Annotated in this window: 21 protein-coding genes; 7 read left to right on the plus strand and 14 right to left on the minus strand. The window is 69.5% G+C overall.

Annotated features, from left to right (window positions below):
- Positions 1-497: 497 nt before the first annotated feature.
- Complete coding sequence (locus QR77_RS09375) at positions 498-1,778, plus strand: NAD(P)/FAD-dependent oxidoreductase (protein WP_040027594.1); 1,281 nt, start codon at positions 498-500, stop codon at positions 1,776-1,778.
- 101 nt (positions 1,779-1,879) lie between these two features.
- On the opposite strand, the gene QR77_RS09380 is transcribed toward QR77_RS09375, so the two are convergent.
- Entirely contained in the window at positions 1,880-3,379 is a 1,500-nt protein-coding gene (locus QR77_RS09380) for a hypothetical protein (protein ID WP_040020917.1), read from the minus strand.
- Positions 3,380-3,615: 236 nt separating this feature from the next.
- Here QR77_RS09380 and lipB point away from each other — a divergent pair, with 236 nt between their 5' ends.
- The 4 genes from lipB (at position 3,616) to QR77_RS09400 (ending at position 6,830) form a co-directional block, all read left to right on the plus strand.
- On the plus strand, positions 3,616-4,425 hold the full coding sequence (gene lipB / locus QR77_RS09385) for a lipoyl(octanoyl) transferase LipB (RefSeq protein ID WP_040020919.1): 810 nt from the start codon (positions 3,616-3,618) through the stop codon (positions 4,423-4,425).
- Between the two features lie 145 nt (positions 4,426-4,570).
- Entirely contained in the window at positions 4,571-5,536 is a 966-nt protein-coding gene (gene lipA, locus QR77_RS09390; protein ID WP_040027595.1) for a lipoyl synthase, read from the plus strand.
- 363 nt (positions 5,537-5,899) lie between these two features.
- On the plus strand, positions 5,900-6,118 hold the full coding sequence (locus QR77_RS09395) for a hypothetical protein (protein ID WP_052489560.1): 219 nt from the start codon (positions 5,900-5,902) through the stop codon (positions 6,116-6,118).
- 10 nt (positions 6,119-6,128) lie between these two features.
- Positions 6,129-6,830, plus strand: coding sequence for a DUF4191 domain-containing protein (locus QR77_RS09400; protein WP_040020920.1), 702 nt, complete (start codon positions 6,129-6,131; stop codon positions 6,828-6,830).
- Between the two features lie 123 nt (positions 6,831-6,953).
- On the opposite strand, the gene QR77_RS09405 is transcribed toward QR77_RS09400, so the two are convergent.
- A complete protein-coding gene (locus QR77_RS09405) occupies positions 6,954-7,421 on the minus strand; it encodes an RDD family protein (protein WP_040020922.1) in 468 nt (155 codons plus the stop codon).
- 234 nt (positions 7,422-7,655) lie between these two features.
- On the opposite strand from QR77_RS09405, the gene glnA reads away from it, so the two are divergent.
- Complete coding sequence (gene glnA, locus QR77_RS09410; RefSeq protein WP_040020924.1) at positions 7,656-9,065, plus strand: type I glutamate--ammonia ligase; 1,410 nt, start codon at positions 7,656-7,658, stop codon at positions 9,063-9,065.
- Between the two features lie 114 nt (positions 9,066-9,179).
- Here glnA and QR77_RS09415 read toward each other — a convergent pair whose 3' ends face one another.
- Together QR77_RS09415 and QR77_RS09420 are read right to left on the minus strand one after the other, a co-directional pair.
- Positions 9,180-9,659, minus strand: a complete 480-nt coding sequence (locus QR77_RS09415) for a DinB family protein (RefSeq protein WP_107069067.1) — start codon at positions 9,657-9,659, stop codon at positions 9,180-9,182.
- Between the two features lie 135 nt (positions 9,660-9,794).
- Positions 9,795-10,664, minus strand: coding sequence for an MBL fold metallo-hydrolase (locus QR77_RS09420; RefSeq protein ID WP_078876569.1), 870 nt, complete (start codon positions 10,662-10,664; stop codon positions 9,795-9,797).
- A 199-nt stretch (positions 10,665-10,863) separates the two neighbouring features.
- Here QR77_RS09420 and asnB point away from each other — a divergent pair, with 199 nt between their 5' ends.
- Positions 10,864-12,696, plus strand: a complete 1,833-nt coding sequence (asnB, locus tag QR77_RS09425; RefSeq protein WP_040020930.1) for an asparagine synthase (glutamine-hydrolyzing) — start codon at positions 10,864-10,866, stop codon at positions 12,694-12,696.
- A gap of 90 nt (positions 12,697-12,786) precedes the next feature.
- Here the strand turns inward: asnB and QR77_RS09430 are convergent, their stop codons facing one another.
- From QR77_RS09430 to QR77_RS09475, 10 genes are all read right to left on the minus strand, one after another.
- Positions 12,787-13,512: a maleylpyruvate isomerase N-terminal domain-containing protein gene (locus QR77_RS09430; protein WP_078877774.1), complete on the minus strand. Its 726-nt coding sequence runs from the start codon at positions 13,510-13,512 to the stop codon at positions 12,787-12,789.
- Positions 13,513-13,666: 154 nt separating this feature from the next.
- Positions 13,667-14,722: a hypothetical protein gene (locus tag QR77_RS09435; RefSeq protein ID WP_040020931.1), complete on the minus strand. Its 1,056-nt coding sequence runs from the start codon at positions 14,720-14,722 to the stop codon at positions 13,667-13,669.
- Positions 14,719-16,080 carry a cytochrome P450 gene (locus tag QR77_RS09440; RefSeq protein WP_052488629.1) on the minus strand — a complete coding sequence of 454 codons (1,362 nt, stop codon included), beginning with the start codon at positions 16,078-16,080 and terminating at the stop codon, positions 14,719-14,721. The genes QR77_RS09435 and QR77_RS09440 overlap by 4 nt, the downstream gene beginning before the upstream one ends.
- A 62-nt stretch (positions 16,081-16,142) precedes the next feature.
- Positions 16,143-17,705 carry a prenyltransferase/squalene oxidase repeat-containing protein gene (locus QR77_RS09445; RefSeq protein WP_052488630.1) on the minus strand — a complete coding sequence of 521 codons (1,563 nt, stop codon included), beginning with the start codon at positions 17,703-17,705 and terminating at the stop codon, positions 16,143-16,145.
- A gap of 85 nt (positions 17,706-17,790) precedes the next feature.
- The gene (locus QR77_RS09450; RefSeq protein ID WP_040020933.1) at positions 17,791-18,873 is read right to left on the minus strand and encodes a polyprenyl synthetase family protein; all 1,083 of its coding nucleotides are present in this window, start codon (positions 18,871-18,873) and stop codon (positions 17,791-17,793) included.
- Positions 18,874-19,050: 177 nt separating this feature from the next.
- Positions 19,051-20,319: a cytochrome P450 gene (locus tag QR77_RS09455; RefSeq protein WP_052488631.1), complete on the minus strand. Its 1,269-nt coding sequence runs from the start codon at positions 20,317-20,319 to the stop codon at positions 19,051-19,053.
- Positions 20,316-20,897: an ATP/GTP-binding protein gene (locus QR77_RS09460; protein ID WP_040020934.1), complete on the minus strand. Its 582-nt coding sequence runs from the start codon at positions 20,895-20,897 to the stop codon at positions 20,316-20,318. The genes QR77_RS09455 and QR77_RS09460 overlap by 4 nt, the downstream gene beginning before the upstream one ends.
- 10 nt (positions 20,898-20,907) lie before the next feature.
- A complete protein-coding gene (locus QR77_RS09465; RefSeq protein WP_040020935.1) occupies positions 20,908-21,285 on the minus strand; it encodes a DUF742 domain-containing protein in 378 nt (125 codons plus the stop codon).
- Positions 21,282-21,713, minus strand: coding sequence for a roadblock/LC7 domain-containing protein (locus tag QR77_RS09470; protein WP_040020936.1), 432 nt, complete (start codon positions 21,711-21,713; stop codon positions 21,282-21,284). Before QR77_RS09470 ends, QR77_RS09465 begins: the two co-directional genes overlap by 4 nt.
- A gap of 2 nt (positions 21,714-21,715) precedes the next feature.
- Positions 21,716-23,128, minus strand: coding sequence for an ATP-binding protein (locus QR77_RS09475; RefSeq protein ID WP_052488632.1), 1,413 nt, complete (start codon positions 23,126-23,128; stop codon positions 21,716-21,718).
- Between the last annotated feature and the right edge of the window lie 1,479 nt (positions 23,129-24,607).

Here is a 24,607-nt window from a genome sequence, read left to right on the forward strand (position 1 = left end):
GAACCAACCGGCCGCAACCACGAACCGACCGCCCCCCACGACCGCCCGCCGCGAGGCACACCGCGCCCGGCACCGAAACCGCGACCCGCGCCACGAACCGACCGCCCCCCACGGCCCCCCGCCGGGAGGCGCATGGCCTCCGGCACATGCCAACCCGCCCCCGCCAAAACCCACCCCCCGCTCACAACCGCCCGCCGCAACCCCCACCCGTGCCACCCCCATGCACCGGTGCCCCGTCGCGTACGCGTCCGCCAGGCCGCCCCCGCCTCCCTAGTCTCGACTCGAACTCGGGCTGACCGAAAGCAAGTTGGGGGCAGGCGCCCCCGCCACCCGCGCCGACCTCGGGGAGGGGCCACGTGCTCAACACCGCACGCACCACACGCACCGCACACATCACCCGCACCACACGCGCCGGACGCACCACCCGCACCGCATACGCCGCCGGCACGACACGTACGACACGCGGCACGGAGACCCAGCCCGCCACAGACGTCGTCATCATCGGCGCCGGTCCGGCGGGCCTCTCCGCCGCCCACCACCTGACCAGCGCCGGTGTGAGCGTCCGCGTCCTGGAGGCGGCGCCCCACGTCGGCGGGCGGATGTCCACGGACGAGATCGACGGCTTCCGGCTCGACCGCGTGGGCCAGTTGCTCAGCACCTCGTACCCGGAGTTGCTGCGTACCCCGCTGCTGAAGGACGCCGACCTCCGGATGTTCTCGCCCGGAGTGCTCGTGCACAGGAACGGCCGCCACTACCGGACCACCGCGGTGCGGAGCGCACGGAGCGCACTGATCGCCGCACGCGCCCTGGCGAGCGCCCCCCGGCACCCGTTCCCGGGCCATCCGGCCGCCCTGGGGCATGCCGGCTCCGTCGGCCACGCACGGCTCGCCGCCGCGCTCGGGCGGCTCGCCGAGGTACCCGCATCCCGGCTCCTCGCCCGCCCCGAACGCACCGCGCTGGACGCGCTCGCGGATCGCGGGATGCCCGCCAGGACCCTGCTGTCGGCGCTGCTGAGCGATCCGGACCTGGCCACGTCGAGCCGTTACGCCGACCTCACGCTGCGCGCCTTCGCGCGCGGCAGACTCTGCGTCCCCGCCGGCGGCGCTTCCGCGCTGCCGGAGCTGCTGGCCGCGGCGCTGCCCGAGGGGACGGTGGAGACGGAGGTGAGCGTCACCGACGCGTCGATCACGCGCGTCGCCACGAAGGAGCACGGCGAGATCTCCTGCCGGTCCCTGCTGCTGGCGACGGGCGCGCGGGCCGCGGCCGAGCTGCTGCCGGGGCTGCGGGTGCCGGCCTTCCATCCGGTGACGATGGTGCACCACACCGCGCCCGAGGCCCCGTTGACCGATCCCGCGCTGCTGCTGGACTCGGACCCGCACGGCGGGCCCGTGGCGCACACGGCGGTGATGAGCCAGGTCGACCCGTCGCGCGCGCCGGACGGACGCGTACTGATCTCGTCGACGCTGCTCGGCGCGCCGCCGCTCGCCACCGAGCTGGACCGCACGGTCCGCGCGCATCTCTCGAAGCTGTACGGGACGCGGACGGACGACTGGGAGCTGTTGACCGTCCGCCACGACCCGGAGGCGGTACCCGCGATGCCCCCGCCGCACGACCCGCGCCGCCCGGTGCGGCTGCTGGCGGGGCTGTACGTGTGCGGCGACCACCGCGACACCAACACGGTGCAGGGCGCGCTGTCGTCCGGCCGCAGGGCCGCCCACGCGATCATGGCGGACCTCGGGGTCGTCCCGAGGACCGCGTCCGTCCCGGCGGCGGCCTGAGGCGGCGGCGAAGGCACCGGCGCCCACGACACCCGCACCGGCACCCGCGACGGACGCCCCGCACCAACGACCGCCGCAACAGCCACCGCCCAGACGGCCCGTCAGCCCATCCCCGCGACCCTCTCCCGGTACGCCCGTACCGCCGCCGCGTCCTTGTACGGCTCCAGCCGCCGCTCGAAGTCCCGTACGTACTCCACCGCCCGCGCCGACCTCATCTCCGACGCCTGCTGGGCCGCCTCCGCGCCCAGCAGACACGCCTGGTCCAGCTCGCCGAGCCCCAGCCTCGCGGCGGCGAGCACCACACGGGCGAAGAGCCTGCTGCGGGCCAGCACCGGCGAGCGGAGCTGGAGCGAGCGTTCCGCGTGCTGCGCGGCGGGACGGTACTGCTGGAGGTCGCGGTGACAGTGCCCGAAGTCCGAGGCGAGCTGCGCCTCGTCGAAGGCGCGGCCCCAGTGCGGTACGTCGTCTCCGGACCGCGCCGCCTCCAGGGCCCGTTCGGCCCGTACGAGCGAGGCCGTGCAGGCCCGTACCTCACCCAGTACCGCGTGTCCGCGCGCCTCGACGGCGTGCAGCAGCGCCTGTACGACCGGCGCCGCCGACGAGCCGACGCCCTGCTGCGCGACGCGTGCGAGCTGGACCGCCTCGCGGCCGTGGCCGAGGTAGACGGCCTGACGGCTCATGGTGATCAGGACGTACGAGCCGTAGGCCCGGTCGCTCGCCGCCTGCGAGAGCCGTAGCGCCTGGACGAAGTAGCGCTGGGCGAGCCCGTGCGCGGCGATGTCGTACGACGTCCAGCCCGCGAGCCGGGTCAGATCGGCCGCGGCGCCGAAGAGCTTGCGCCCGACGGCTTCGCCGTACATCCCGCGGAGCATCGGCTCGGCTTCGTGTTCGAGGTAGCGGACCAGCGCCTGCCGGGCGTGGCCGCCGCCGTACGTCTGGTCGAGGGTACGGAAGAGATCGCCGACCGAGCGGAGGGCCTCGACGTCCCCGATGGTGACCCGCTGGCCGGCGGCTCGTTCGGTGCGCTGTCTGGGCACGCCGGGCGTGCGCCCCGGCGATCCCGGCGACCCCGATGAACCCGACGACCCCTGCGGCGACCCCTGCGAGGGCACCCGCGGGGCGTTCCCCGGGGCCGGCCCAGGCTCGGTGTGGCCGACGCGTTCGTCGGCGCGGCCGATCAGCCAGTCACGGCTGGGCACGACGAGCCCCGCGGGCGTGAACGCGATCTTGCGCAGCTCGGCATGGCTGCCCGAGTCCTTGCGCCAGAGACCGCTGACGATGTCGACGGCCTCCTCGGGTGTGGCCGCGAATTCGAGCCCCGCGTAGACCGGGGCGCAGGCATCGAGGCCGAGGTCCTGCGCCGCGAGCCTGCGGCCGAGCCGGCGGGTGAAGACCTCGGCGATCAGGGCGGGGGTGGTGCCACGTGGTTGCTGCCCGCGCAGCCAGCGGGTCACCGACGTTTTGTCGTACCGCAGGTCGAGGCCGTGCTCAAGACCGAGCTGATCCACGCGGCGGGCCAGGCCCGCGTTGGAGAATCCCGCTTCCGCGATGAGCGCGGCGAGCTGGCGGTTGGGGATGCGCTGCGGAGGTCGTTCCGACATTAGCTGTACGGTCTCCTGCCTTCCGGGCCGGGGAGAAGCCCTCATGGAACGGCGTGAATTTAGCGACAGTAACCGCCTGCACCGACACGTTCGCCCCATATTCATCCGATCGTGTGAGGATTGCCGGAATCGCTGACGGGGCCCGAGGGTGGGTTCCGACGGGGTCGCCGTACAGTTGCGAGAGCGCGTCAAGTGCCGCGTCGAGTGCACGGAGCAGGTACGAAGGAGGCACTGCCGTGAGTGAGCTGCGGTTCGTCCATCTGGGGTTCGGCGAGGAAGCCGTCGACTACCTGGAGGCATGGCAGGAGCAGCGGCGGGTGCACGCGGCACGCTTCGCCGACGAGATCCCCGACACGTGCCTCCTGTTGGAGCACCCGCCGGTCTACACCGCCGGACGGCGTACGGCGGACAGCGAGCGCCCGCTGGACGGCACCCCCGTCGTCGACGTGGACAGGGGCGGGAAGATCACCTGGCACGGCCCCGGCCAGCTTGTCGGCTATCCGATCCTGAAGCTGCCGCGTCCGGTTGACGTGGTGGCGCACGTACGCCGCCTTGAGGACGCCCTGATCCGTACGGCCACCGACTTCGGCGTCGAGACGACCCGGGTGGAGGGCCGCAGCGGGGTGTGGGTGCTCGGCGACCCGGTCGAGGAGCGCGCAGCGCTCGGCGGTCTCTCACTGGACTTCGATCCGCGCGTGAAGGACGACGAGTTCGACCCGAGGCTGAACGGCCCCGAGTACGCGCCCTCCAACGCCGGCCAGCGTCGCGAGGACCGCAAGCTCGCCCAGATCGGCATCCGCGTCGCGAAGGGCGTGACGATGCACGGCTTCTCGCTGAACGTGAACCCGGACAACACGTGGTTCGACAAGATCGTGCCGTGCGGGATCCGGGACGCGGGTGTGACGTCGCTCTCGTACGAACTGGGCCACGACCTCACGGTCGGCGAGGTGCTGCCCGTGGTCGAGCGGCATCTGCGGGACGTACTGGAGCAGGCGGAGCCCAAGCCGCGCGAGATCGAACGGCCGGTCGAGCGCCTGAGCGCATGAGCGACCCGCGCGCCCGGCGCACCGAGCCGAGGGAATGCGCCCCTTCGGCCGCCGGTTGACCACACGCAATGCCAAGCAAATAACGAGCGTAACCTGGTGTTCGCCGAAGAATCGAATGCCGCGCCAGCAGAGAGAGGTGCCGGACGTGTCCGCTGTCGCACCCGATGGACGCAAGATGTTGCGTCTGGAGGTCCGGAACAGCCAGACCCCCATCGAGCGCAAGCCCGAGTGGATCAAGACCCGGGCGAAAATGGGACCGGAGTACCAACAGCTTCAGAAGCTGGTGAAGAGCGAAGGACTGCACACGGTCTGCCAGGAGGCCGGCTGTCCGAACATCTTCGAGTGCTGGGAGGACCGCGAGGCGACCTTCCTCATCGGAGGCGACCAGTGCACGCGCCGCTGCGACTTCTGCCAGATCGACACGGGCAAGCCGGAGCCGCTGGACCGTGACGAGCCGCGCAGGGTGGGCGAGTCGGTCGTCACGATGGACCTGAACTACGCCACGATCACCGGCGTCGCCCGCGACGACCTGGAGGACGGCGGAGCCTGGCTGTACGCGGAGACCGTGCGCCAGATCCACGCGCTGACGGCGGCGCGCGAGGCGGGCACCACCAAGGTCGAGCTGCTCATCCCCGACTTCAACGCGGTGCCCGGGCAACTGGCCGAGGTCTTCTCGTCCCGCCCCGAGGTGCTCGCGCACAACGTCGAGACGGTGCCGCGCATCTTCAAGCGGATCCGCCCCGGCTTCCGCTACGAGCGCTCCCTCGAAGTGATCACACGGGCCCGCGAGGCCGGCCTGATCACCAAGTCCAACCTGATCCTGGGGATGGGCGAGGAGCGCGCCGAGGTCAGCCAGGCGCTCCAGGACCTGTACGACGCGGGCTGCGAGCTGATCACGATCACCCAGTACCTGCGGCCTTCCGTGCGCCACCACCCGGTCGAGCGCTGGGTGAAGCCGGAGGAGTTCGTGGAGTTGCAGGAGGAGGCCGAGGAGATCGGCTACTCCGGTGTGATGTCGGGACCGCTGGTCCGGTCGTCGTACCGTGCGGGCCGGCTGTACCGGCAGGCGATGGACCGGCGCGGCGCGTTGGTCTCGGGTCCGACCGTGTGAATCGGAGCACAAGCGGCTACCGGTCGGTAGCGCTTAGGTGGGGCGCGGCTCGTACACCTCTCCGCAGGTAGGAGAGGCGTACGGGTCGTGCCCCGCGCTTTTCCGGGTCTCCGGGACGTTCGTATGAGGTTTCATTCCAGTTTGACCGCTCGGTCACGCGCTGGTAACACCGGGGTTTGACGCTGGGCGACGCGCCTCGCGCCCGCGCTCTTCGCCTCGTCACTCTTCGCCTCGCCGCGGCTTCATCGCCTCGTCGCTTCATCGCTTCGCTTCCAGGGGGACGCCATCATGCAGACCGTGCCGGTACGAGCCGTACGAGTGGTACGGGCGGCCCGAGCCGTTCGTGCCGTACACGTCACCGGGATGACGCGGCCGCGGGCGGGTGAGCCGCGTACGTCCCCGCTGCCCTCGGTGGCCGGCGCACTGCGCGCCATGGAGTCCCTGCTGCTGAGCGGCGGCCAGCGTACGGCCCGCCGTAACGCCTGGACAGCGGTCCTGGAGGACCGCCGCAGGGCCGAGGACCGGGTGGCGGCACAGCACGTGCTGGAGGCGGTGTCCGAACGCACTTCCCGGGCCACGTAAACTCACCTGCATGGCGAGGAAGGAAAACGCAGACACTGCTGCGAACCCCGGGCGACTGAAGCAGATCGCCCTGACCTACAAGATGACCCGGCGGGCAGACCCGAAGGTCGGTCTCGTCGTCGCGGGTGTGGGAATCGTCACCTTCGGTGTCTTCCTCGCGATCGGCTTCTTGATCAATCACGCCATCTACGTGGGGATTCTGGGCTTCATCCTGGCGTTCCTCGCGATGGCGATCATTTTCGGCCGCCGGGCCGAGCGCGCTGCCTTCGGGCAGATGGAAGGGCAGCCGGGCGCGGCAGCCGCCGTCCTGGAGAACGTGGGGCGCGGCTGGACCACGACTCCGGCGGTCGCGATGAACCGCAGCCAGGACGTCGTACACCGTGCCGTCGGCAAGGCGGGCATCGTGCTGGTGGCCGAAGGCAACCCGAACCGGCTGAAGAGCCTGCTCGCGGCGGAGAAGAAGAGGATGGCGCGCATCGTCGTGGACGTACCGGTCCACGACATCATCGTCGGCGACGGCGAGGGACAGGTGCCGCTGAAGAAGGTCCGTACGACCTTGCTGAAGCTGCCGAGGGTGCTCGCCGGACCGCAGGTGACGTCGGCCAACGACCGATTGCGGGCGATGGGCGACCTGATGAGCAACATGCCCCTCCCGAAGGGTCCGATGCCGAAGGGCATGCGGATGCCGAAGGGCGGCGGGAAGACGCGCTGAGAGACACCTGATGATGTGAGAGAAGGCGGCCCGGGAACAACCCCCGGACCGCCTTCTTTCACGTCATTTCACGTCAGATGTGCCACGCGCCAGGTGCGCCGCGTCCCCTGGTCTCGGCCGGCGTCAGATCCGAACCTGCACGGCGCGGGCGAGCCGGTCGTGCAGTCCGCGCCCGTCGCGGTCCCAGACCAGCGCGGGGACGGCGAGGCAGAGCAGCACGCTCCGTACCAGTACGCGGCCCACGCCGATCCGGCCGCCGTCCTCGGAGACGACGCGCAACCCGAACAGGCGTTTGCCCGGGGTGAACCCCGCGGTGCCGACGGTGATCACGCTCAGTACGAGAAGGACGCCGAGCGCCCAGTTGCCGGACGCGTGCCAGTCACCGCGGGCGAGCAACCCGTATGCGATCAGCATGCACAGCGCCCAGTCGACGAGGAGCGCGCCGATACGCCGGCCGAAGCGGGCGACGGACCCGGGACCGTACTGCGGCAGACCGAGGCGCTGGCCCCGGTAGCCGAAGTCCACACCGGCGTCCTCGGCGGCCGCGCGGGGCCCGGACATCCACGATCCGATCGCATCCCTGTTGTCCACCCGACCACGGTACTGCGCCCCGCTTCGCCCCCCTTGAACCGGGGTACGGGTCGGTTGTCCGCCATGGCGTTCAGCACGGCGCGCATGGCGTCCGGTTAACTTGGGCGAAACAAATGGGTCATGCTGGAGAAATCCCGGAAACCTATGGTCGGGTCCAGCGTGTGCCACCGCACTGGCCGCACGACCGAGCGATAAACCCCCGCCCCTCCCCGGGTCGGGAGGAGGAGGAGCTGGATGTTCCAGAACGCCGACGACGCCAAGAAGTACATCGCGGACGAGGACGTCAAGTTCGTCGATGTCCGTTTCTGCGACCTGCCTGGCGTGATGCAGCACTTCACGATCCCGGCGAAGGCGTTCGACCCGGACGAGGAGCTGGCCTTCGACGGGTCCTCGATCCGCGGCTTCCAGGCCATCCACGAGTCGGACATGGCGCTGCGCGCGGACCTGTCGACGGCTCGGGTCGACCCCTTCCGCCGTGACAAGACCGTGAACATCAACTTCTTCATCCACGACCCGATCACGGGCGAGCAGTACAGCCGCGACCCGCGCAACATCGCCAAGAAGGCCGAGGCGTACCTCGCCTCCACCGGCATCGCGGACACCGCGTACTTCGGCCCCGAGGCCGAGTTCTACGTCTTCGACAGCGTGCGCTTCAACACCACGGCGAACGAGGGCTTTTACCACATCGACTCCGAGGCCGGCGCCTGGAACACGGGCTCCACCGAGGACAACCGCGGCTACAAGGTCCGCTACAAGGGCGGTTACTTCCCGGCCCCGCCGGTCGACCACTTCGCCGACCTGCGCGCCGAGATCTCCCTGGAGCTGGAGGCCTCCGGCATCCAGGTCGAGCGCCAGCACCACGAGGTCGGCACCGCCGGCCAGGCGGAGATCAACTACAAGTTCAACACGCTGCTCGCCGCGGCCGACGACCTGATGCTCTTCAAGTACATCGTGAAGAACGTCGCCTGGCGCAACAACAAGACCGCGACCTTCATGCCCAAGCCGATCTTCGGCGACAACGGCTCCGGCATGCACGTCCACCAGTCCCTGTGGCAGGGCGGCACGCCGCTGTTCTACGACGAGCAGGGCTACGCGGGCCTCTCGGACACCGCCCGCTACTACATCGGCGGCATCCTCAAGCACGCCCCGTCGCTGCTGGCGTTCACGAACCCGACGGTGAACTCGTACCACCGCCTGGTCCCCGGCTTCGAGGCCCCGGTCAACATGGTCTACTCGCAGCGCAACCGCTCGGCGGCGATGCGCATCCCGATCACGGGCTCGAACCCGAAGGCCAAGCGCGTCGAATTCCGCGCCCCGGACCCGTCCTCGAACCCGTACCTGGCCTTCTCGGCCCTCCTCCTCGCGGGCCTGGACGGCATCAAGAACAAGATCGAGCCGGCCGAGCCGATCGACAAGGACCTCTACGAACTGGCCCCGGAAGAACACGCCAGCGTCCCCCAGGTCCCGACCTCCCTCCCGGCGGTCCTGGAAGCCCTGGAGGCGGACAACGAATACCTCCAGGCGGGCGGCGTCTTCACGGCGGACCTGATCGACACCTGGATCGACTTCAAGCGCACAAAGGAAATCGCCCCGATCCAACTCCGCCCCCACCCGCACGAGTTCGAGCTGTACTTCGACATCTAAGCCGAAGGCGGCCGGGCGGCCCCTCTCATCCGGCGAGACTGCCGATGAGAGGGGCCGTTCCATGTCTTCCGGGACTTCGTCGGGGAGTTCGGTGCGTGGTCGGCGGGCCGGGTGTCAGCCCATGCTCTTGGCGCCGTCCAGGGACTCGCGGATGATGTCGGCGTGGCCGGCGTGCTGGGCGGTCTCGGCGATGACGTGCATCAGTACCCGGCGGACCGACCAGTGCGTGTCGGGCTCGAACCACGGCGCCTTCGGCAGCGGCTGGGTGGCGTCCAGGTCGGGCAGGGCGGTGGCCAGGTCGTCGGTGCGGGCGGCCACTTCGGCGTAGTCGGCAAGCACACCCGCCAGCGTCTCGCCGGGCAGCAGCCGGAACTCGTCGGCCCGCCGGGCCCAGTCGGCCTCGGTCATGGTGGTGAAGTCACCCATCGCCGACGGGCCGTCCAGGACGAAGTCCATCCAGGACCGCTCGACCGAGGTGACGTGCTTGATCAGGCCACCCAGGCACAGCTCGCTGGCGGTGCTCCGCAGCCCGGCCTGCTCGTCGGTGAGGTCGCGGGTGGTGAAGCGCAGGAAGTGCCGGTGCTTCGCCAGCATCTCCAGCAGATCGCGGCGCTCGCCGGTGACGGCCGGCGCGTCGGCCGGGTCCTGGGTGGTCACTTCGCTGGCAGTCGTCGTCTCGTTCACGGTCTTCGCTTTCCGTTGGTTCTGTTCCCTCGGCCGTTGACCACGCTAGAGGCCGTAGCGGTCAGTTTCTGGCCTGTATTGCGGAGGAACCATCGCGGAGGAACCGACACCCGTACGCGGATGCCGCGACCGCTGTCCCGTGGCCTGACCGATCACGAAGGTGGCGCCCGGTGCGGCGTAGTCGACGGGGCCGTCAAAACGGGTGGCGGCGCGGCGTACTGCCTGTCGCGGCGTGAGGAAGCGGCCTACGTGCGTGACGATCAGCCGGGCCGCCCGGGCAGCGACGGCCGTGTCGCCGGAGTCTTCAGGGGTGTGGTGCACCTGCGTCTCCTCTGCCGGCACCTGTGCGCTCTCGGCCTCGCACAGCAGCACGTCGCACCCCTCGGCCAGACTCGTGAGGCTCGCGCACGGCGCCGTGTCCCCTGAGTAGACCAGTGAGCTGCCCGCTGTCTCGATGCGGACGGCGAAAGCCGGCATGCCGTGCGCCACCGCCCGGCTGGTCAGTGTGAGCGCGCCGACTCGCACCTGATGTCCGTCGTGCAACTCGTGGACGGCAAAGGCGGATTCGACCGGGCTGCGGGTCGAGGTGTTGGTGAGGAAGTGAGCCAACCGGTCGGCGATGCCCGGAGGGCCGTACAGGGGAATCGGCGCGGCGAGCCGCACATCAGCGAAGAGAGCGCCGTAATAGGCGGTGAGCAGGTCCGCGCTGTGATCGGCGTGCAGATGCGAAATCCAGATCGCGTCCAACTCGTCGAGCCGCACGTGCCGTTGGAGCTGAGCCAGCGTTCCGGTGCCCGCGTCCATCCACACCCGCGTCCCGCCGTTGGACACCAGATAACCGGAACACGGATTGTCCACAGTGGGATAGGGCGTCGCACTCCCCAGAACGGTGAGTTGGAGAAGATCGCTGGTCATCCCGGGAGTCTAGAACGCGACAGCACAACCCCGTGGGGCAGTTGGCGGCGGTGGTTGGGGTGGGGTTTGAAACGTGGAATTAACATGGCTTTACCTGTTAGAAATGACACAGAATCCCTCCCTCCGCTTTGGTGGCACCCGGTGCGTGGCGGGGCAATGGTTGACCGGGGCGACTATTTGTAGAGGAGCGAGGATCTGTATGTGCGGTATCACCGGCTGGGTCTCGTACCAGCGCGACCTGACAAACCACCAGCAGGACATGGACGCCATGACGGAGACCATGTCCTGTCGTGGTCCCGACGCCGCTGGGACGTGGCTGTCGCATCATGCCGCCCTCGGGCATCGGCGACTCGCCGTCATCGATCTGCCGGGCGGTGCGCAGCCGATGACCGTGACGACGCCCGACGGCGATGTGTCAATGGTCTACTCCGGCGAGGCATACAACTTCACCGAGCTCCGTGAGGAACTGCGGCGCGCGGGGCAGCAGTTCGCCACCGACTCGGACACCGAGGTCGTTCTGCGCGGGTATCTCGTCTGGGGCGAGAAGCTCGCCGAGCACCTCAACGGCATGTACGCGTTTGCCATTTGGGACGCGCGCAGCGAGCGTCTCGTGATGATCCGGGACCGGATGGGCATCAAGCCCTTCTACTACTACGAGACCGACGACGGCGTTCTCTTCGGCTCCGAGCCCAAGGCGATCCTGGCCAACCCGCTCGCCGAGCCGGTCGTCGGGCTCGACGGGCTGCGTGAGCTGTTCGCGTTCGCCAAGACGCCGGGCGCCGCTGTCTGGGAGGGCATGCGGGAGGTGCGGCCCGGGGAGATCGTCGTTCTCGACCGGACAGGTCTGCACCGCACCATCTACTGGGAGTTGCACTCCGAGCCGCACACCGACAGCCAGGAGGAGACCGTCGCGCACGTGCGTGAGCTGCTCGACGACATCGTCGCGCGGCAGCTCGTGGCTGACGTACCCCGCTGCACGCTGCTCTCGGGCGGTCTCGACTCCTCGGCGCTCACCGCGCTGTCCGCACTGCACCTCGCGCCGCAGGGGGAGACCGTACGCAGCTTCGCCGTGGACTTCCCCGACCAGGCGAAGCACTTCCGCGCCATGGACATCACCCCCACGCTGGACACCCCGTACGTCCACGCCGTGGCCGAGCATGTCGGCTGCGACCACCAGGACATCATCCTGGACGGCGCCGCGCTGTCCGCTCCCGAGGTACGGCGGGCCGCCGTCGCGGCCAGGGACCTGCCGACGGGGATCGGCGACCGGGACAACTCGCTCTATCTGCTCTTCGCCGCCGTACGGAAACACTCCACCGTCGCGCTCTCGGGCGAATCCGCCGACGAGGTCTTCGGCGGCTACCCGTGGTTCCACGACGAGCGCCGGAACGCCGACACCTTCCCCTGGATGGCCGGCGCCCAGACCCCGATGGGCGCCGGTGCGCTGGTCAGTGACGATTTGCGTCCGGCGCTCGCCCTCGGCGAGTACCTCAGCGACAGCTACCGGACCGCGTGTGCGGGGACCCCCGTACTGGAGGGTGAGACAGGCCTCAACAAGCGTATGCGAGTGGTGAGTTACCTCCACCTCACGCGCATGGTGCAGACCCTGCTCGACCGCAAGGACCGGATGAGCATGGCGGTGGGACTGGAGGTCAGGGTCCCGTTCTGCGATCACCGTCTGGTGCAGTACGTGTTCAACGCGCCCTGGTCACTGAAGACTTTCGACGGGCGCGAGAAGAGCCTGCTGCGCGCGGCGACCCGCGAGACGCTGCCCGAGTCGGTGGCCAACAGGAAGAAGAGCGGCTACCCCGGTACGTTCGACCCGGCCTACCTCTCCGCCATCCAGGCCCAGACGTCCGAGCTGCTGCGCACCGGACATCAGGCGACGGACCTGCTCAACCGCGAGACCCTCGTCTCCGCGACCAAGGCGAGCGCGGAGGACATCGCCTCCCACGAACGCATGGCGATGGAGCGGGCCTTGGACCTCGCGGCCTGGTTCGAGCTGCGGCGTCCCACCGTTCGGCTGTCCTGATCGCATGTGTGTGCCGCGCGGACCGTCCCGTTACGGGAGGCCCGCGCGGCTACGAGAGTCCCGCGGCTACGAGAGGTCCGCGCGGCGGCTTCAGAAGGCGTTGACCGCCGCCGGTGCCCGCTCCGCCCTTGTCAGCGCCCGCAGCAGTGCGCTCTGGCCGTGCTTCCGGACCGCGAGCCGTGCCAACAGGTCCAGTACGGGGGCGAACGCGGCCTCCGGAAGTTCCGGCGGAGCGACCTTCACACTGACGGCCAAGTCGTCCATGTGCACGGCCAGTTCCATCGTGCGGGTGGTGAGAAAGTCGTCGAGGGCCAGTGCCCAGCCCGTCCGGGACAGGGATACGACACTGTCGCCCTGGCGGCCCGCGAGCCGGGTCGTCAGCTCGGTGTACGTGGCGTCGGCCCGCTCCGCCAGCGCCTGTGCCCCCTCGGCTGCGATCCGTTCGCCGCTCGCCCTGATACCGGCGTTGGCCTCGCCGTCGAGCGGTGCGTCGATCCACGCGGCACGCGCGTAGTGCTCCAGCAGCGGGATGGGCGCCTCTCCGGTGAGGGGCTCCTCCAGCGCCGGGCCGACGCTGAAGATCTGGTACGCGAGGTGGCCGGCCAGGCCCGCGACCGTCATCTCGGCGAGCGCGCTGGGCTGTTCCCACGCCGCGCCGACCTCGGGCCTCCGCAGCAGTGCCACCGCCGCGCCCGCGGCGCTCAGGTAGGCCTCCAGGGCACTTACTTCCGTGGCGCCGGCCCCCGCCGTACTGGCCCCCGCGGCACTGGCCCCCCTGGCGTCCGCCCCCGTGGCTCTCGCATCCGTGGCACTCATCGGGTCCTCCATGATCCATGTTCTCCGCGCGTGATCGGGTTCGTTCACACTACGTCCCGGGCACGGAGTGTGGCCGTGGCTGGATCACGGATCACGGATCACGGATCACGCGGAGACCTTGGCCGCCCCCCGCCGCCGGAGGGGGCCAAGCGCGTCAGGAGGACCGGTAACGGGCGTGCTCGATGTGCCAGACATAGCTGGCGGCGACGGACTCCACGGCCCGCGCGTGCTCACCCAGAGGTTCCGTGCCACCGGTCGTCAGTTCGGTGATACGCGCCCGGGCGACGGCGGCCCGGTCCTCGCACATACGGGAAGCCAGCCGGAACGCCTCTTCGAGGTCGCACCCGTGCTCCCGCCTCAGCAGGGTCGGCAGGCTCAGCGGAGGCGGACCGCCGCCGGCTGCCTCCTTCGCGTACGAGGCAAGGTCGTTGATCCAACCCGCCAGGTCGGCGACCGCCCCCTCCAGCTCCCGGAGCGCCGCCGACGACCGCTGCCGCTCGGGGAGTTCGTACCCGAGCGTGATCTCCGCCGTCGCCATGACGGTCCGTACGAAGACGGTGTGCGGCCGTATCGCGCGGTAGTCGTCCAGCGTGACCTGGTCGGAGCTGCCGAAGTGGTGCGCCTCCCAGATCATGCCGAAGAGGTTGTCCCGCAGATGCCCGGTGAGGTTCACGTACTGCGCGGGCGTGGCCCGTTCACAGAACCGCTTCAGCAGGTCCCCCAGCGCCGCGCCGAAAACGCTTGCCTCGCGCGGCGGTTGGGCGTCTCCGGCGAGGAGGTGGACGAACTCGCTGATCCTGCGCACCAGTCCGGCCGGGTCCCCGGCTCCAGCGGCCTCGCTGTGCGCGTCGTCGAACGCGGTGAGCCACAGGAAGAGGTCGGCGCAGAGGAACAAGCCCTCCGGGTCGGCCGTGGGGAACGTACGGGCCATCCCCTGGGCCGTGATGTCGCAGAGGGCGGCCAGCTTCCGCTGCGAGCCGATGAGCGGGAAGGTGCCGAGCCAGCCGACGGCATGCCGCTCGACGTCCTTCGCGTGTGGGCTCGTCGGGAAAGGGCCGGGGAAGGAGCCCCGGAGGTCGGGCATGGGCAGGGCGGACACCGGCGAGGCGGACACCGGCGGCCCGTCCGGCTGGTCGGACAGGCCCGGAACATCCGGCACATCGGGAAGATCCGGCACGATATGCAGGTCCGCGCCGCCCCTCTCGCTCATACGGCTGTCCCCGCGACGGCGTGCTGCCGGTTCTCCGCGACCATGCGCAGCGACGACGGGTGCACCGTGATCTCGGGGATCGGCCGCACATCGGAGCCGGGCGCCGGGCGCAGCCGCCAACGGGCCGCCACGTAGGCCGCGATGACGACGGCCTCGGTCAGGGAGAACTGGTCGCCGATGCACATCCGCTTGCCGACGCCGAACGGAATGAACGCGCCCCTCGGCGGCTGCGGGCGCTCGGGGAGCCAGCGGTCGGGGTCGAAGCGCAGCGGGTCGGGGAACAGGTCCGCGTCCCTGTGCATCGCGTAGGGACTCCACATCACGTCCGTCCCGGCCGGCAGGTCGAACTCTCCGATCCGTACGTCCGAGATGGCCCGTCGGGTCAGGATCCAGGCGGGGTTGTGCAGGCGCAGGGTCTCGTCGATGAGCCTGCGGGTGAAGGCGAGTTGGGGAATGTGCTCGATCCCGATCTGCCCTTCCCCCACCACGGAGTCGACCTCCTCGTGCAGCCTTCGCTCCAACTCCGGGTTCTGGCCCAGTTCGTGGAAGAGCCACGCCAGGGTGACCGCGGTGGTCTCCGATCCGGCGGCGAGCAGCGCCGTGATCTCCCCCATGACCTCGTCGTCGGCGAGGTTGTTGCCCGTCTCGTCCTGCACGGTCATGAGCAGCGACACCAGGTCGTCGTGCGCGTCGGGGTTCGCCCGGTGGTCGGCGATGATCCCCGTGATCGCCTTGCTCAGCACGGTGTTGGCGACGCGGGCCCTGCGGTTGCCGGGGGTGGGAAGCCGCTCCAGTGCCGAGATCGGCACCATGGCGTGCATGAGCGCGGCCTTGAAGACCGTGTCGACGCTGTGGAGGATCTCCTGTGCCGATCCGCGCTCCGGGTTCGAGGAGAAGAGCGCGGACATGACGACGCCCTGCGCCATCAACTGCATCTCGTTGCAGACGTCGAGGGTGTCCTGGTCGTGCCAGGAGGAGACGAAGGGCTCCACCGTGTCGACCATGGTGTCCATGTAGCCCTTGACCTGCTCGCGGTGGAGGGCGGGCTGCATCACGCGGCGCCGGTTGAGGTGCTTCTTGCCCTCCGAGACCGGCAGCGGATCACCACCGAAGATCTTGAGCTTGTCGAAGAGCAGTCCCTTGTTGAAGTGCTGGGACTGGCGGGTCAGGACCTCCTGGAGCAACTCGTGCGAGTTGATCACGGTCATCGACTTCGGGCCGATGGCGAGGCGCACCATGGGCCCGTAGCCGCGCAGGCGTTGGACGTATCCAAGCCGGTCCTTGAGCAGGGGGAGGGTGTGTCCGAGGAGCGGCAGCTTCCCGGGGGCGATCGGCGGCAAATGCATGTCGGCAGTCACGTGCCTGTCCTTTCCACATCGGTGCGATTCGGGTGATCCGTGAGTGTGGTGACCGACAGCGCTCAGCCGCGCCGGGCCCGCAGCATTTCCCGCACAGCGAGCACCTCCGCCTCGATCATCGCGTCGGGTGCGTACAGGGTCTTGTCGTGCCAGAGGGCGGGGTGCCGGTGGCCGGGGAGCGCCGCGGCGCTCAGATACGCCTCGGCGTCGTCCAGGGCGCGGGTGTGCCGGCCCCGCGCCTCCTCCGGTACGGCGGCGGAGAGCAGGATCTTCGCGGCGTACGAGGTCTCCTCGACGGTGCCGCCCCACACGCCCCAGGACCCGTCGCCGCCCTGGGTCTCCAGGACCCATGCGGCGGCCGCCCCGACGGCCCCGGCCGCGTGGGCGCCCTCGCACCAGGCCAGCCCGCTGACGCACCGTTCGGTGGCGTAGTAGGGCGAGGCGTGCCATTTGTCGGACCAGTACCCCTCCGGCCGCTGCTGGCCGACCAGCCAGTCTGACAGCTTGTCGGCCCGGTGGCCGTACGTTTCGGCGCTCTCCGGCCGCTGCCGCACATGGGCCAGCAGCGCCTGGAGGGCGTGCGCGTTCGCGGTGACCGACCCGGTGTCTTCGCCGAGGTAGCAGTCGTAGTGGCTGCCGTTGTGGAAGAGGTCCAGGGCCGCCGGGTCGCGCGGTCGCCCGGCGAGGCTCGACACGAGTACGGCCATGGCGGTGTCGTCGGCGTCCTTCATCAGGCCGGGGGCGCCGCGTACCCCCTCGGGGTCGTAGATCTGGTCGGCCCAGCCCCGCACGGTGGCCAGGGTGGCGTCGGGCAGCCCGACGCGGGCCAGCGCGGCCGCGACCCACAGCCGCTCGAAGACGAGTATCGGGGCCGCCTCGGGGAAGAGCCCGTCGTACCGCCGCGCCACCGGATCAAGGACGGCGACGGCCCGCGCCGTCGCTCCCGAGTCGGAGCGGGCCGTCGCCGCCAGCGTGGCGGTCGCGGCCGGTGAACTGCCCAACAGCCCTTCCACGCCCGGGACAAGCGTCTCCGGCAGGTGCCCGGCTATCCCCTCGTAGGTGTGGTGGAACTTCACGGGAAGGCTGCCGGCCGACCCGTACTTCTTCGCCACGTACGCCGGCGCCGCCTCGTGGTAGCCGCCGGGGACCGCCGCGCGGGCCCCCGGGCTCCATCCCCCGGAGCCCGGCAGTTCGCCGGCGGTGGCCAGATCCAGGTGCTCGTTGATCCTGGCGACCAGGCTGGGTACGAGTATCTCGGCCGCCGCCGTGTCCGGCCAGGGGCCCGTCGGCGGAAGCGCGCGCAGCGCGGCGAGCCCGCGGTCGGCCGCGGCCGTGAGGCGGCCCGCCCGCTCCGCCGGCGTGGTGCCTCGCCGCAGGACGGCGAGCAGGGCCTCGACGGCGCTGAGCGTCGGCAGGAGCCTGTACGGTTCCGGCCCGTCACCCCAACTGCCGTCCGCTGCTTGTTTTTCCAGCAGGTAGGCGACTCTGCGGGACTCTCCAGCTAACCACGGGGCCACCGAGGTGACTCTGGCGGTTTCGTACAGCGAGGGCCTGACGCTGCCCCACCCGTCCTTGGCGACCCCGGCCACCAGACGTGTGGCCTGTTCGGAGTAGGTTGTGCTCACAGGGGTATTGCTCACGGGGCCTTTTCCACCTCTTTGTTCCTGATTCCGGGACAGGGGTTCCCGGAGTGCGCCGGCGAGGGCCGGGTCATGTCTGCCTCGTGGTCGCCGCGCGGGCGATCTGCCGGAGTCCCGCGGCCGCTGTTCCGGGGAAGGGCGCGTTGTCGAGGGCGTCGAGTGCGTCGTCCCGCCGGGAAGTGATCATTTCTTCCACGGTCTCTCTGGCGCCGGTGGATTCGAGGATCGCGCGGACGGTGGCGGCTTGTTCCTCGTCCAGGTCGCTCCGGCCCACGAGCCGCCGCAGGGTGCTCAGTTGCGCCGGAGTAGCTCTTCGGACGGCGAGCCCCATCAGTACGGTGGCCTTGCCCTCGCGCAGGTCGTCCAGGACGGGCTTGCCCGTCTCGGCGGGATCACCGAACACCCCGAGGAGGTCGTCGCGCAGTTGGAACGCCTCGCCCAGCGGGATGCCGAAGGCCGTACACGATTCGAGTACGTCGGGAGACGCGCCGCCGAGTATCGCCCCTATGTGCAGGGGCCGTTCTATGGTGTATTTCGCGGTCTTGTAGCGGATGACGTGGAGCGCCGTCTCGACGTCGCCGGTCAACCGCCCTGTGGTCTGGAGGTCGAGGAGCTGGCCGTACATCACCTCGGTCCGCATCTCGTCGACCAGCGGCAGCACTTGGGCCAGCCGGTCGGGCCCGAGGCCCGAGGTGTGGAGGAGTTCGTCCGACCACACCAGCGCCAGGTCCCCGAGGAGGACAGCGGCTCCCATGCCGTGCGCCTCCGCCTTGCCGCGCAGACCGCCGCTGTCGGTGTACGCGGTGGCGAGCGTGCGGTGCGCGGAGGGTTGGCCCCTGCGCAGGTCGCTGTCGTCCATCACGTCGTCGTGCACCAGGGCGAACACCTGGAAGAGTTCAAGGCTGGCCGCGGCCCGTACGGCGGCCGTCACATCGCCCGTCGCGCCGGCGACGTGCCATCCGTACAGGCACAGCAGCGACCGGAGACGTTTCCCGCCGGAGAGCATTTCCCTGAGGGGAGTGGTCAGATACAGCAACTCGGTTCCGGGAGCTGCCCGGTCTTTGGAGTCAAGGAACCCGGTCAGCGCCGAGTCCACCTCGCTTCTTAGGGAGGAGAGTTCCGGCAGCCCGGTAACGGGAAGGGTTTGCGTCATGGGCGGTTGATCCCCTTTCGGTCGAGAACCGTCGTGGCGGCCCTGTGGATGCGCAGGAGGGGCCAGAGAAACGGACTGGGTGTCGCGGTGGTGCCGCCAGGTTCACTGGCGGCACCACCGCGTCGCGACGGTTGAGGGCAGGACGGAGTTACCGCCCGGACGCGCTTGTGCCGACTCCTAGGAGATGGACGCGTCTTCTCTGGAGCTGGAAGGGCTCCGGCTCCAGGGGGTCGCCCCGTTGGCGTCGGGGGTCAGCGGGGTGAAGCGCGCCGGGAGCGCGGTGAGTGTCCGGTGCACAGGCCCGTCGCGATAGGTCAACTCTTCAGCCGGGACAGCGAGTTCGATGTCCGGCAGATAGCTGGCAAGCCTCTCGATCGCCGCGGTGGCGATCAGCAGGGCGAGGCTGCGGCCCGGGCAGGCGTGCGGACCGGCGGCGAAGGCGAGGTGCGCCTTGGTACCGGAGCGGAAGCCGTCGGCCGGCACGCCCGCGTGGGGACAGGAATTGGCTGCGGCGTACGAGACCATGACGGGCGAGCCGGCAGGAATGCGCGTGCCGTGGAAGGTGACGTTCTCCTTGGGGAAGTGGAAGCTGAAGTTGGCCAGCGGCGAGTCGTTCCAGAGCGCGTCGTCGATCGCGTGCTGGACGGGGAGACTGCCGGTGGTGAGGGTGCCGAAGTAGCGCTCGTCGCTCAGCATGCGGACGCATGTGTTCGCGATGAGGTTGATCGTCGGCTCGTTGCCGGCGCCGAGGATGATCAGGATCTGGTTGACGGCCTCTTCCTGGTTCAGACCGTTGGGGTGGTCGATGAACCAGGAGGTCAGGTCGTGGCCGCGCTGTGCGGCCTTGGTCCCGTAGAGGGTGGCGAGGTAGCCGCCGAACGACTCGGCGCCCTTCGCCTTCCTCTCCGGGTCCGTGTCGACCATCGCGTCGAGAGCCTCGGCGAGCGAGGGTCCGTACTCGTCCGGCATGCCGAACAGCGCGTTGAAGACCATCAACGGCAACTGCTGGGCGTACTGGCTGACGAGGTCGACGGTCCCGGTGTCGGCGAACTCCTGGAGGAGCCGGTCGGCATAACGGAACGTCAGGGTCCGGACGTCGTTCGGGTCGAGGAGATCGAAGCTGTCGGTGATCACCTTGCGCAGGTACGCGTGGTTCTCCCCGTCGGCGAAGAGGAGGTTGGGCCGCCACTCCACCAGGGGCCTGATCGGGCTGTCCAGTGGCACCTGGGGAAGCCACGGCCGGCTGTCCTTGGACCAGGTGTCGGTGTCCTGCAGGAGATCGAGCGCCGCCCGGTAGTCCGTGATCAGGCGGACGACGACACCAGGCGCGACCTCAGCAAGGCCGACGGGCCCCTGCATGCGCAGCAGTTCGTAGCTGCGCTCGGGGTCCGCGGCGTGTTCGGCACCGTGCAGGGGCACGGGTGCTGCGTCTGAAGTGATCGTCACGAGGTTTTGGCTCCGGCAGAGGATATGGAATGAGCGGTCAGTTGGATGAGCGCGTTGAGACTGCTGTTCGTCTGGCGGACGTCACAGGTGACCAGTGGCGTGTCGGGGGCGAGATCGAGTTTCGAGCGGAGGAGCGGCATGTCGTAGTCGGGCGAGTCAGGGAAGATATTGACAGCCACGGCGTACGGCAAACCGCGCTCCTCAATGAGATCCATCACCTCGAAGGACTCGCGCATGCGGCGCGTGTCGACAAGGACGAGCGCTCCGAGCGCTCCGAAGGCGATGCCCTCCCACAGCGGGAGGAAGCGCCGCTGCCCCGGAGTTCCGTACAGATACAGGACGACACGGTCGCCCGGCAGCGTCAGCCGGCCGAAGTCGATGGCGACCGTGGTGGTGACCTTGTCTCCCATGCCGACCAGACTGAGGTCGTCGGTCCCGATCGCCGCGTCCGTCATGACTTCGTCGGTGTGCAGCGTCGGGATCTGGGACAGCGTCTTGATCGTGGTCGTCTTGCCGACACCGAGCGGACCGGCGACAAGGATCTTGACGCGCCGGTGCTCTCCTTCCGGCAGATACACGGGACGTGGGCTAGACAAGGAGGGCGCGGAGTCCACTCAGAACCTCTTCCATGACTTCTTTCGACGGTCGGCCGGCACGCGACGGGGCGAGGGCGTCCGGGATGGGAACGCTGGCCTTTAACTGACCGTCACTGACGAGTTGTTCGGCAAGGACAAGGCCCACGCTGACCGGAAGACCGAGATAACCCGCTATCTCGACGACGGTGAGGTAGCCGTCCTGAAGAAGCTCGACGACGCGCTGGTGGACCGTTGTGTGGTACGAGGCGAGGGGAACGCCGGTGGCACGGAGGGCAGTCAGCGTGTCGAGGGTGCTGGGGATGTGGACGCTGTTACTGCCGGTCGCCAAATAGGCGGGCAGCAGCCGTCGTTGATCCTTGCCCCGGCTCATGACATGCCGTCGTCTGTTCGAGCGGGAACGGACATGAGCTGTTCCCCGAGCTTCTTCGCCTGACGGGCCATCGCGTGCGCGACGACGCCCATGGGCATCTCGTCGTCACCCGCCGCCGCGATCAGGGTGTTGGTCCCCGCGCCGGCCGGCATGACCATGTAGGTGCCGGCGGCGTTGTTCAGGGTGATGGTCCCGATAGGGGTGCTCTCCGGGGCCCGCAGCGCCGCGTTGCCCGCGGCACGGAGGGAGGCGGCCGCTGCGGAGGTCATCGCTGCGATGCCTTCCGACTCGTCGACCGTGAGGTCCCCGGCCCTGGCACGAATCATCCCGTCGAGGGTCATGATCAGGGCGACCCTGACCCCTTTTATCTCGGTGATGGGGTTCAGGACCCAGGCGGCCTGTCGGGTCTCGTCGTAGCCATCGGGCATGGTCACTGTGATTCCTCCGAATCGGTGTCGGTCTGACCGCTGGCAAGGCCTTCCTGGAAATCGCTCCACATGTCACGCTCCCGCTCCGGGTCGGGGAGACGGTGAGCGGGTGCGGAGGCCTCTGCACTGGAGGTCGCTGAGCTGCGACGCTGGCGCTGCGGCAGTTCCGGCGCGGCCGCGGCGGCGGTCGGTACGGGGGTACGGGTGGGCGGCTCGGCCGACTCGGCCGGCGCGGGTCGCTTGTCGACCTGGGGAGCCACCGCGGGCAGCGGGGCCATGGCCGAGAGGGGTTCGGCCTCCTCGTCGATCGTGGTCAGCAGGTTCGGGGGAACAGACACCACAGCGCGCACCCCACCATAGGGAGAGGGATTGTCGATCGAGACATGGAAGCCGTAGTCGGCGACGAGGCTTCCGATGGCTGCGAAGCCCTGGGACGGCGGGTCCCCCAGCTCGGTGAGCATCACCTCTTGCTGGTCGGCCGAGATCAGCCGCGCGCCGCGGGAAATCGCTTCCGCGGTCATTCCCTTGCCGGCGTCGTCGATGGTGATGCAGACGCTGCCGTTACCGGTCTGGAGCAGGCTCACGTCGACCACGAGGTCGTCGCGGGAGTGCTCGAGCGCGTTGGCCATCAGCTCGGCACAGGCCACGGCGATCGGCTCGGCCGCGCGTCCCACCACAGCGATGTTGGAGGAGCGGAGCCTTGAGCTGATCTTGACGCGGTCGAAGCCGCGCAGTCGGGACGAGGCGCCACTGACGATCTCGGCCACATAGGTGTCCTTGCGGACGTGTCCCGGCCAGGCACCGCACACGATGGCCGCACGCTGGATGAGCCGCAGGTTCTGCTCATTGAGGTGGTCGGCGGCGAGCAGCCGGTTCGTCAGACTCCGGGGCGCGCTGAACTCGTGCTGGAGGGCGTCGATCTCCGTCTGGAGACGGTACGACAGGGCCTGCGAGTCCTGGCTGGTACCGCGCAGGGCGGCCCGCGCTGCCGCGTCCACCCGGCGGCGCTCCTTGACGACCGTGGCCGACACGTGGTCGAGCACCGAGTCGAGAAGCTCCTCGGCGCCGGACCCGACCAGGTTCTCGTGGAGCAGCCCCGGGATGGGGTGGTGAGCACTGATCAGGTGCAGCGCGAGGGCGGGAAGCCGTGCCGATACGAGGTGCCGCACTTCGTCGCGGAACTCCGCGTCGCGTGTCTCGGCGTCCTTGGTACGGGCCTCGGCGGCCTGCCTGCGCTCCTCGGCGGAGTGCGCGAGCGCCGTTGCGGCCTGTGCGCGGGTGTCGGCGGTCTTGACTGCGGCGGCCAGTTCTCTGGCCCGCCGAGCTTGTTTACGGCGCGAGCGCGCCAGCAGCAGCGCGACGACGGCTATCAGGACAGCGATGACGCCGAGCGCGAGGGCGGGTTCTGAGGTCACGGAAGAGGGGTCCTAGGGGTCGGGGGTCGAGCCTCCGGAATCGGCCCGGTGCCCGCCCGCGCGTACGGGGGTGGGCACCGGTCCGCCGGAGGGCTGGCGGACTTGGGAGTGATGCGGGGGAAGCGTGGTCGTAAATGTTGTGTGAAAGCCCCGTGAAGGGCCGAGAAGGGGCATCACGGAGGCAGTTCAGCGGCCTGAGAACGGCCCGGCGAGCGCCGGACCCGGGGCAGCGCGAGCTGTGCGATCCCCACAAGGGACCGCCGTCGCTCGACTCACACCGGGAGTGCCGTCAGCACCTGAAGAGAAGCGGGTCCCCGGCGCGACCGCCGGTCCGGGCCTGCTGTCGATAACAGGTGATCAGGTTCATCAGAACTCCATTGAAGACAGGGGGCCGTAGGTCGGCGTTGGTGCTTTCCGCCATCAAACGCTGTCATGTCTCGGTGGTGCCACATCTAAAGCGCCGTCAGTTTACGGGAGTTGATCTACTCACACGGAGTGGGTTGGCGACTACGTCCGCGCATTCAGGGTGAACCGGACGATCTACCCTCACGAACGCGCCGAGACCTACCTCACTGTTCACTCCTCGCCACCCCTTCACCCATGATCGGAACGTCCGGAATGTGACCAAGTACCGGACGAGGGACCGTGCGGGATCCGGACGCCTGAGTCCACCTCGCGCCGGAGGCGTGGACAACGATGCCCACCCCACCTGACACTGGTGGGGCGGGGGTCGGATGCACGCTACAAGTTCCTTACGTGGCAGGGGTGTTGGGGCCAAATGTGGCCGAGATACGCCCAGGCCGCCAGTCCGGTGGGAGCGCCTGTGGCGCGATCGCGTCGGCGGTACGGAGGGCCCGGCGACCCGGCGGACGCCGACGCCGCGTCCCTTGTCCGCGACTGTTTGGAAGTGCGTCCGCGTTTTGTCCCCGGCCCCGGCCGGACTCCGGCAGAATTGCCTCACTATCGGCGGAGAAAGACCCTCTCTTGCCGGAGTGCGGTCCGGCGGTGGAATCCCCCGCCGGGCTGTTGCGCGGAATTCTCTTGTCGCCTCGGGGGATTCTCCCTTTCCCCGGAGGCGGGTCGACGAAGCGGGACCATAAGGCACTTCGACGAATGTCCGGCGCGCCTCAATCTCTGTCCGCGCGGAATTCGGCGCGGCCGGCGCCGAGCCCGTCCCAACGCCCGTCGACCTGCCGGGCGTTGATCTCCGGCCCGCGTCGTCGAGGGTGAACGGGACCGGCGGAACGACCCTCCGGGAGACTCATGGCGACAAGCGGAATCGCCGCTCCCGGGAGACACTCGGGGGGATCTTCTGCCCCCTCCTGCTTTCGTGTCGTTTCAAACCTCCGGCTTGCCGGAGGAAATCCGGTACGTCCCTCGCCCGGGCCGACCTGTTGGCATATTCACGAAGCACAGTACGAGCACCGAACACGCGAACGATCGAAGGAGCGGCCCTTCACCACAACACGGCAAACTCCA

This window comes from Streptomyces sp. 150FB, from assembly GCF_000818195.1.
GTDB lineage: Bacteria > Actinomycetota > Actinomycetes > Streptomycetales > Streptomycetaceae > Streptomyces.

Excerpts from the sequence above, each read along its gene's own strand:
- QR77_RS09465 (WP_040020935.1), bottom strand. The coding sequence starts at position 21,285 with ATGAGCCGGGGCAAGGATCAACGACGGCTGCTGCCCGCCTATTTGGCG.
- QR77_RS09450 (WP_040020933.1), bottom strand. The coding sequence starts at position 18,873 with ATGACGCAAACCCTTCCCGTTACCGGGCTGCCGGAACTCTCCTCCCTA.
- QR77_RS09470 (WP_040020936.1), bottom strand. The coding sequence starts at position 21,713 with ATGCCCGATGGCTACGACGAGACCCGACAGGCCGCCTGGGTCCTGAAC.
- QR77_RS09395 (WP_052489560.1), top strand. The coding sequence starts at position 5,900 with ATGACGCGGCCGCGGGCGGGTGAGCCGCGTACGTCCCCGCTGCCCTCG.
- QR77_RS09400 (WP_040020920.1), top strand. The coding sequence starts at position 6,129 with ATGGCGAGGAAGGAAAACGCAGACACTGCTGCGAACCCCGGGCGACTG.
- glnA (WP_040020924.1), top strand. The coding sequence starts at position 7,656 with ATGTTCCAGAACGCCGACGACGCCAAGAAGTACATCGCGGACGAGGAC.
- QR77_RS09415 (WP_107069067.1), bottom strand. The coding sequence starts at position 9,659 with ATGCTGGCGAAGCACCGGCACTTCCTGCGCTTCACCACCCGCGACCTC.
- QR77_RS09420 (WP_078876569.1), bottom strand. The coding sequence starts at position 10,664 with ATGACCAGCGATCTTCTCCAACTCACCGTTCTGGGGAGTGCGACGCCC.
- asnB (WP_040020930.1), top strand. The coding sequence starts at position 10,864 with ATGTGCGGTATCACCGGCTGGGTCTCGTACCAGCGCGACCTGACAAAC.
- QR77_RS09430 (WP_078877774.1), bottom strand. The coding sequence starts at position 13,512 with ATGAGTGCCACGGATGCGAGAGCCACGGGGGCGGACGCCAGGGGGGCC.
- QR77_RS09380 (WP_040020917.1), bottom strand. The coding sequence starts at position 3,379 with ATGTCGGAACGACCTCCGCAGCGCATCCCCAACCGCCAGCTCGCCGCG.
- QR77_RS09435 (WP_040020931.1), bottom strand. The coding sequence starts at position 14,722 with ATGAGCGAGAGGGGCGGCGCGGACCTGCATATCGTGCCGGATCTTCCC.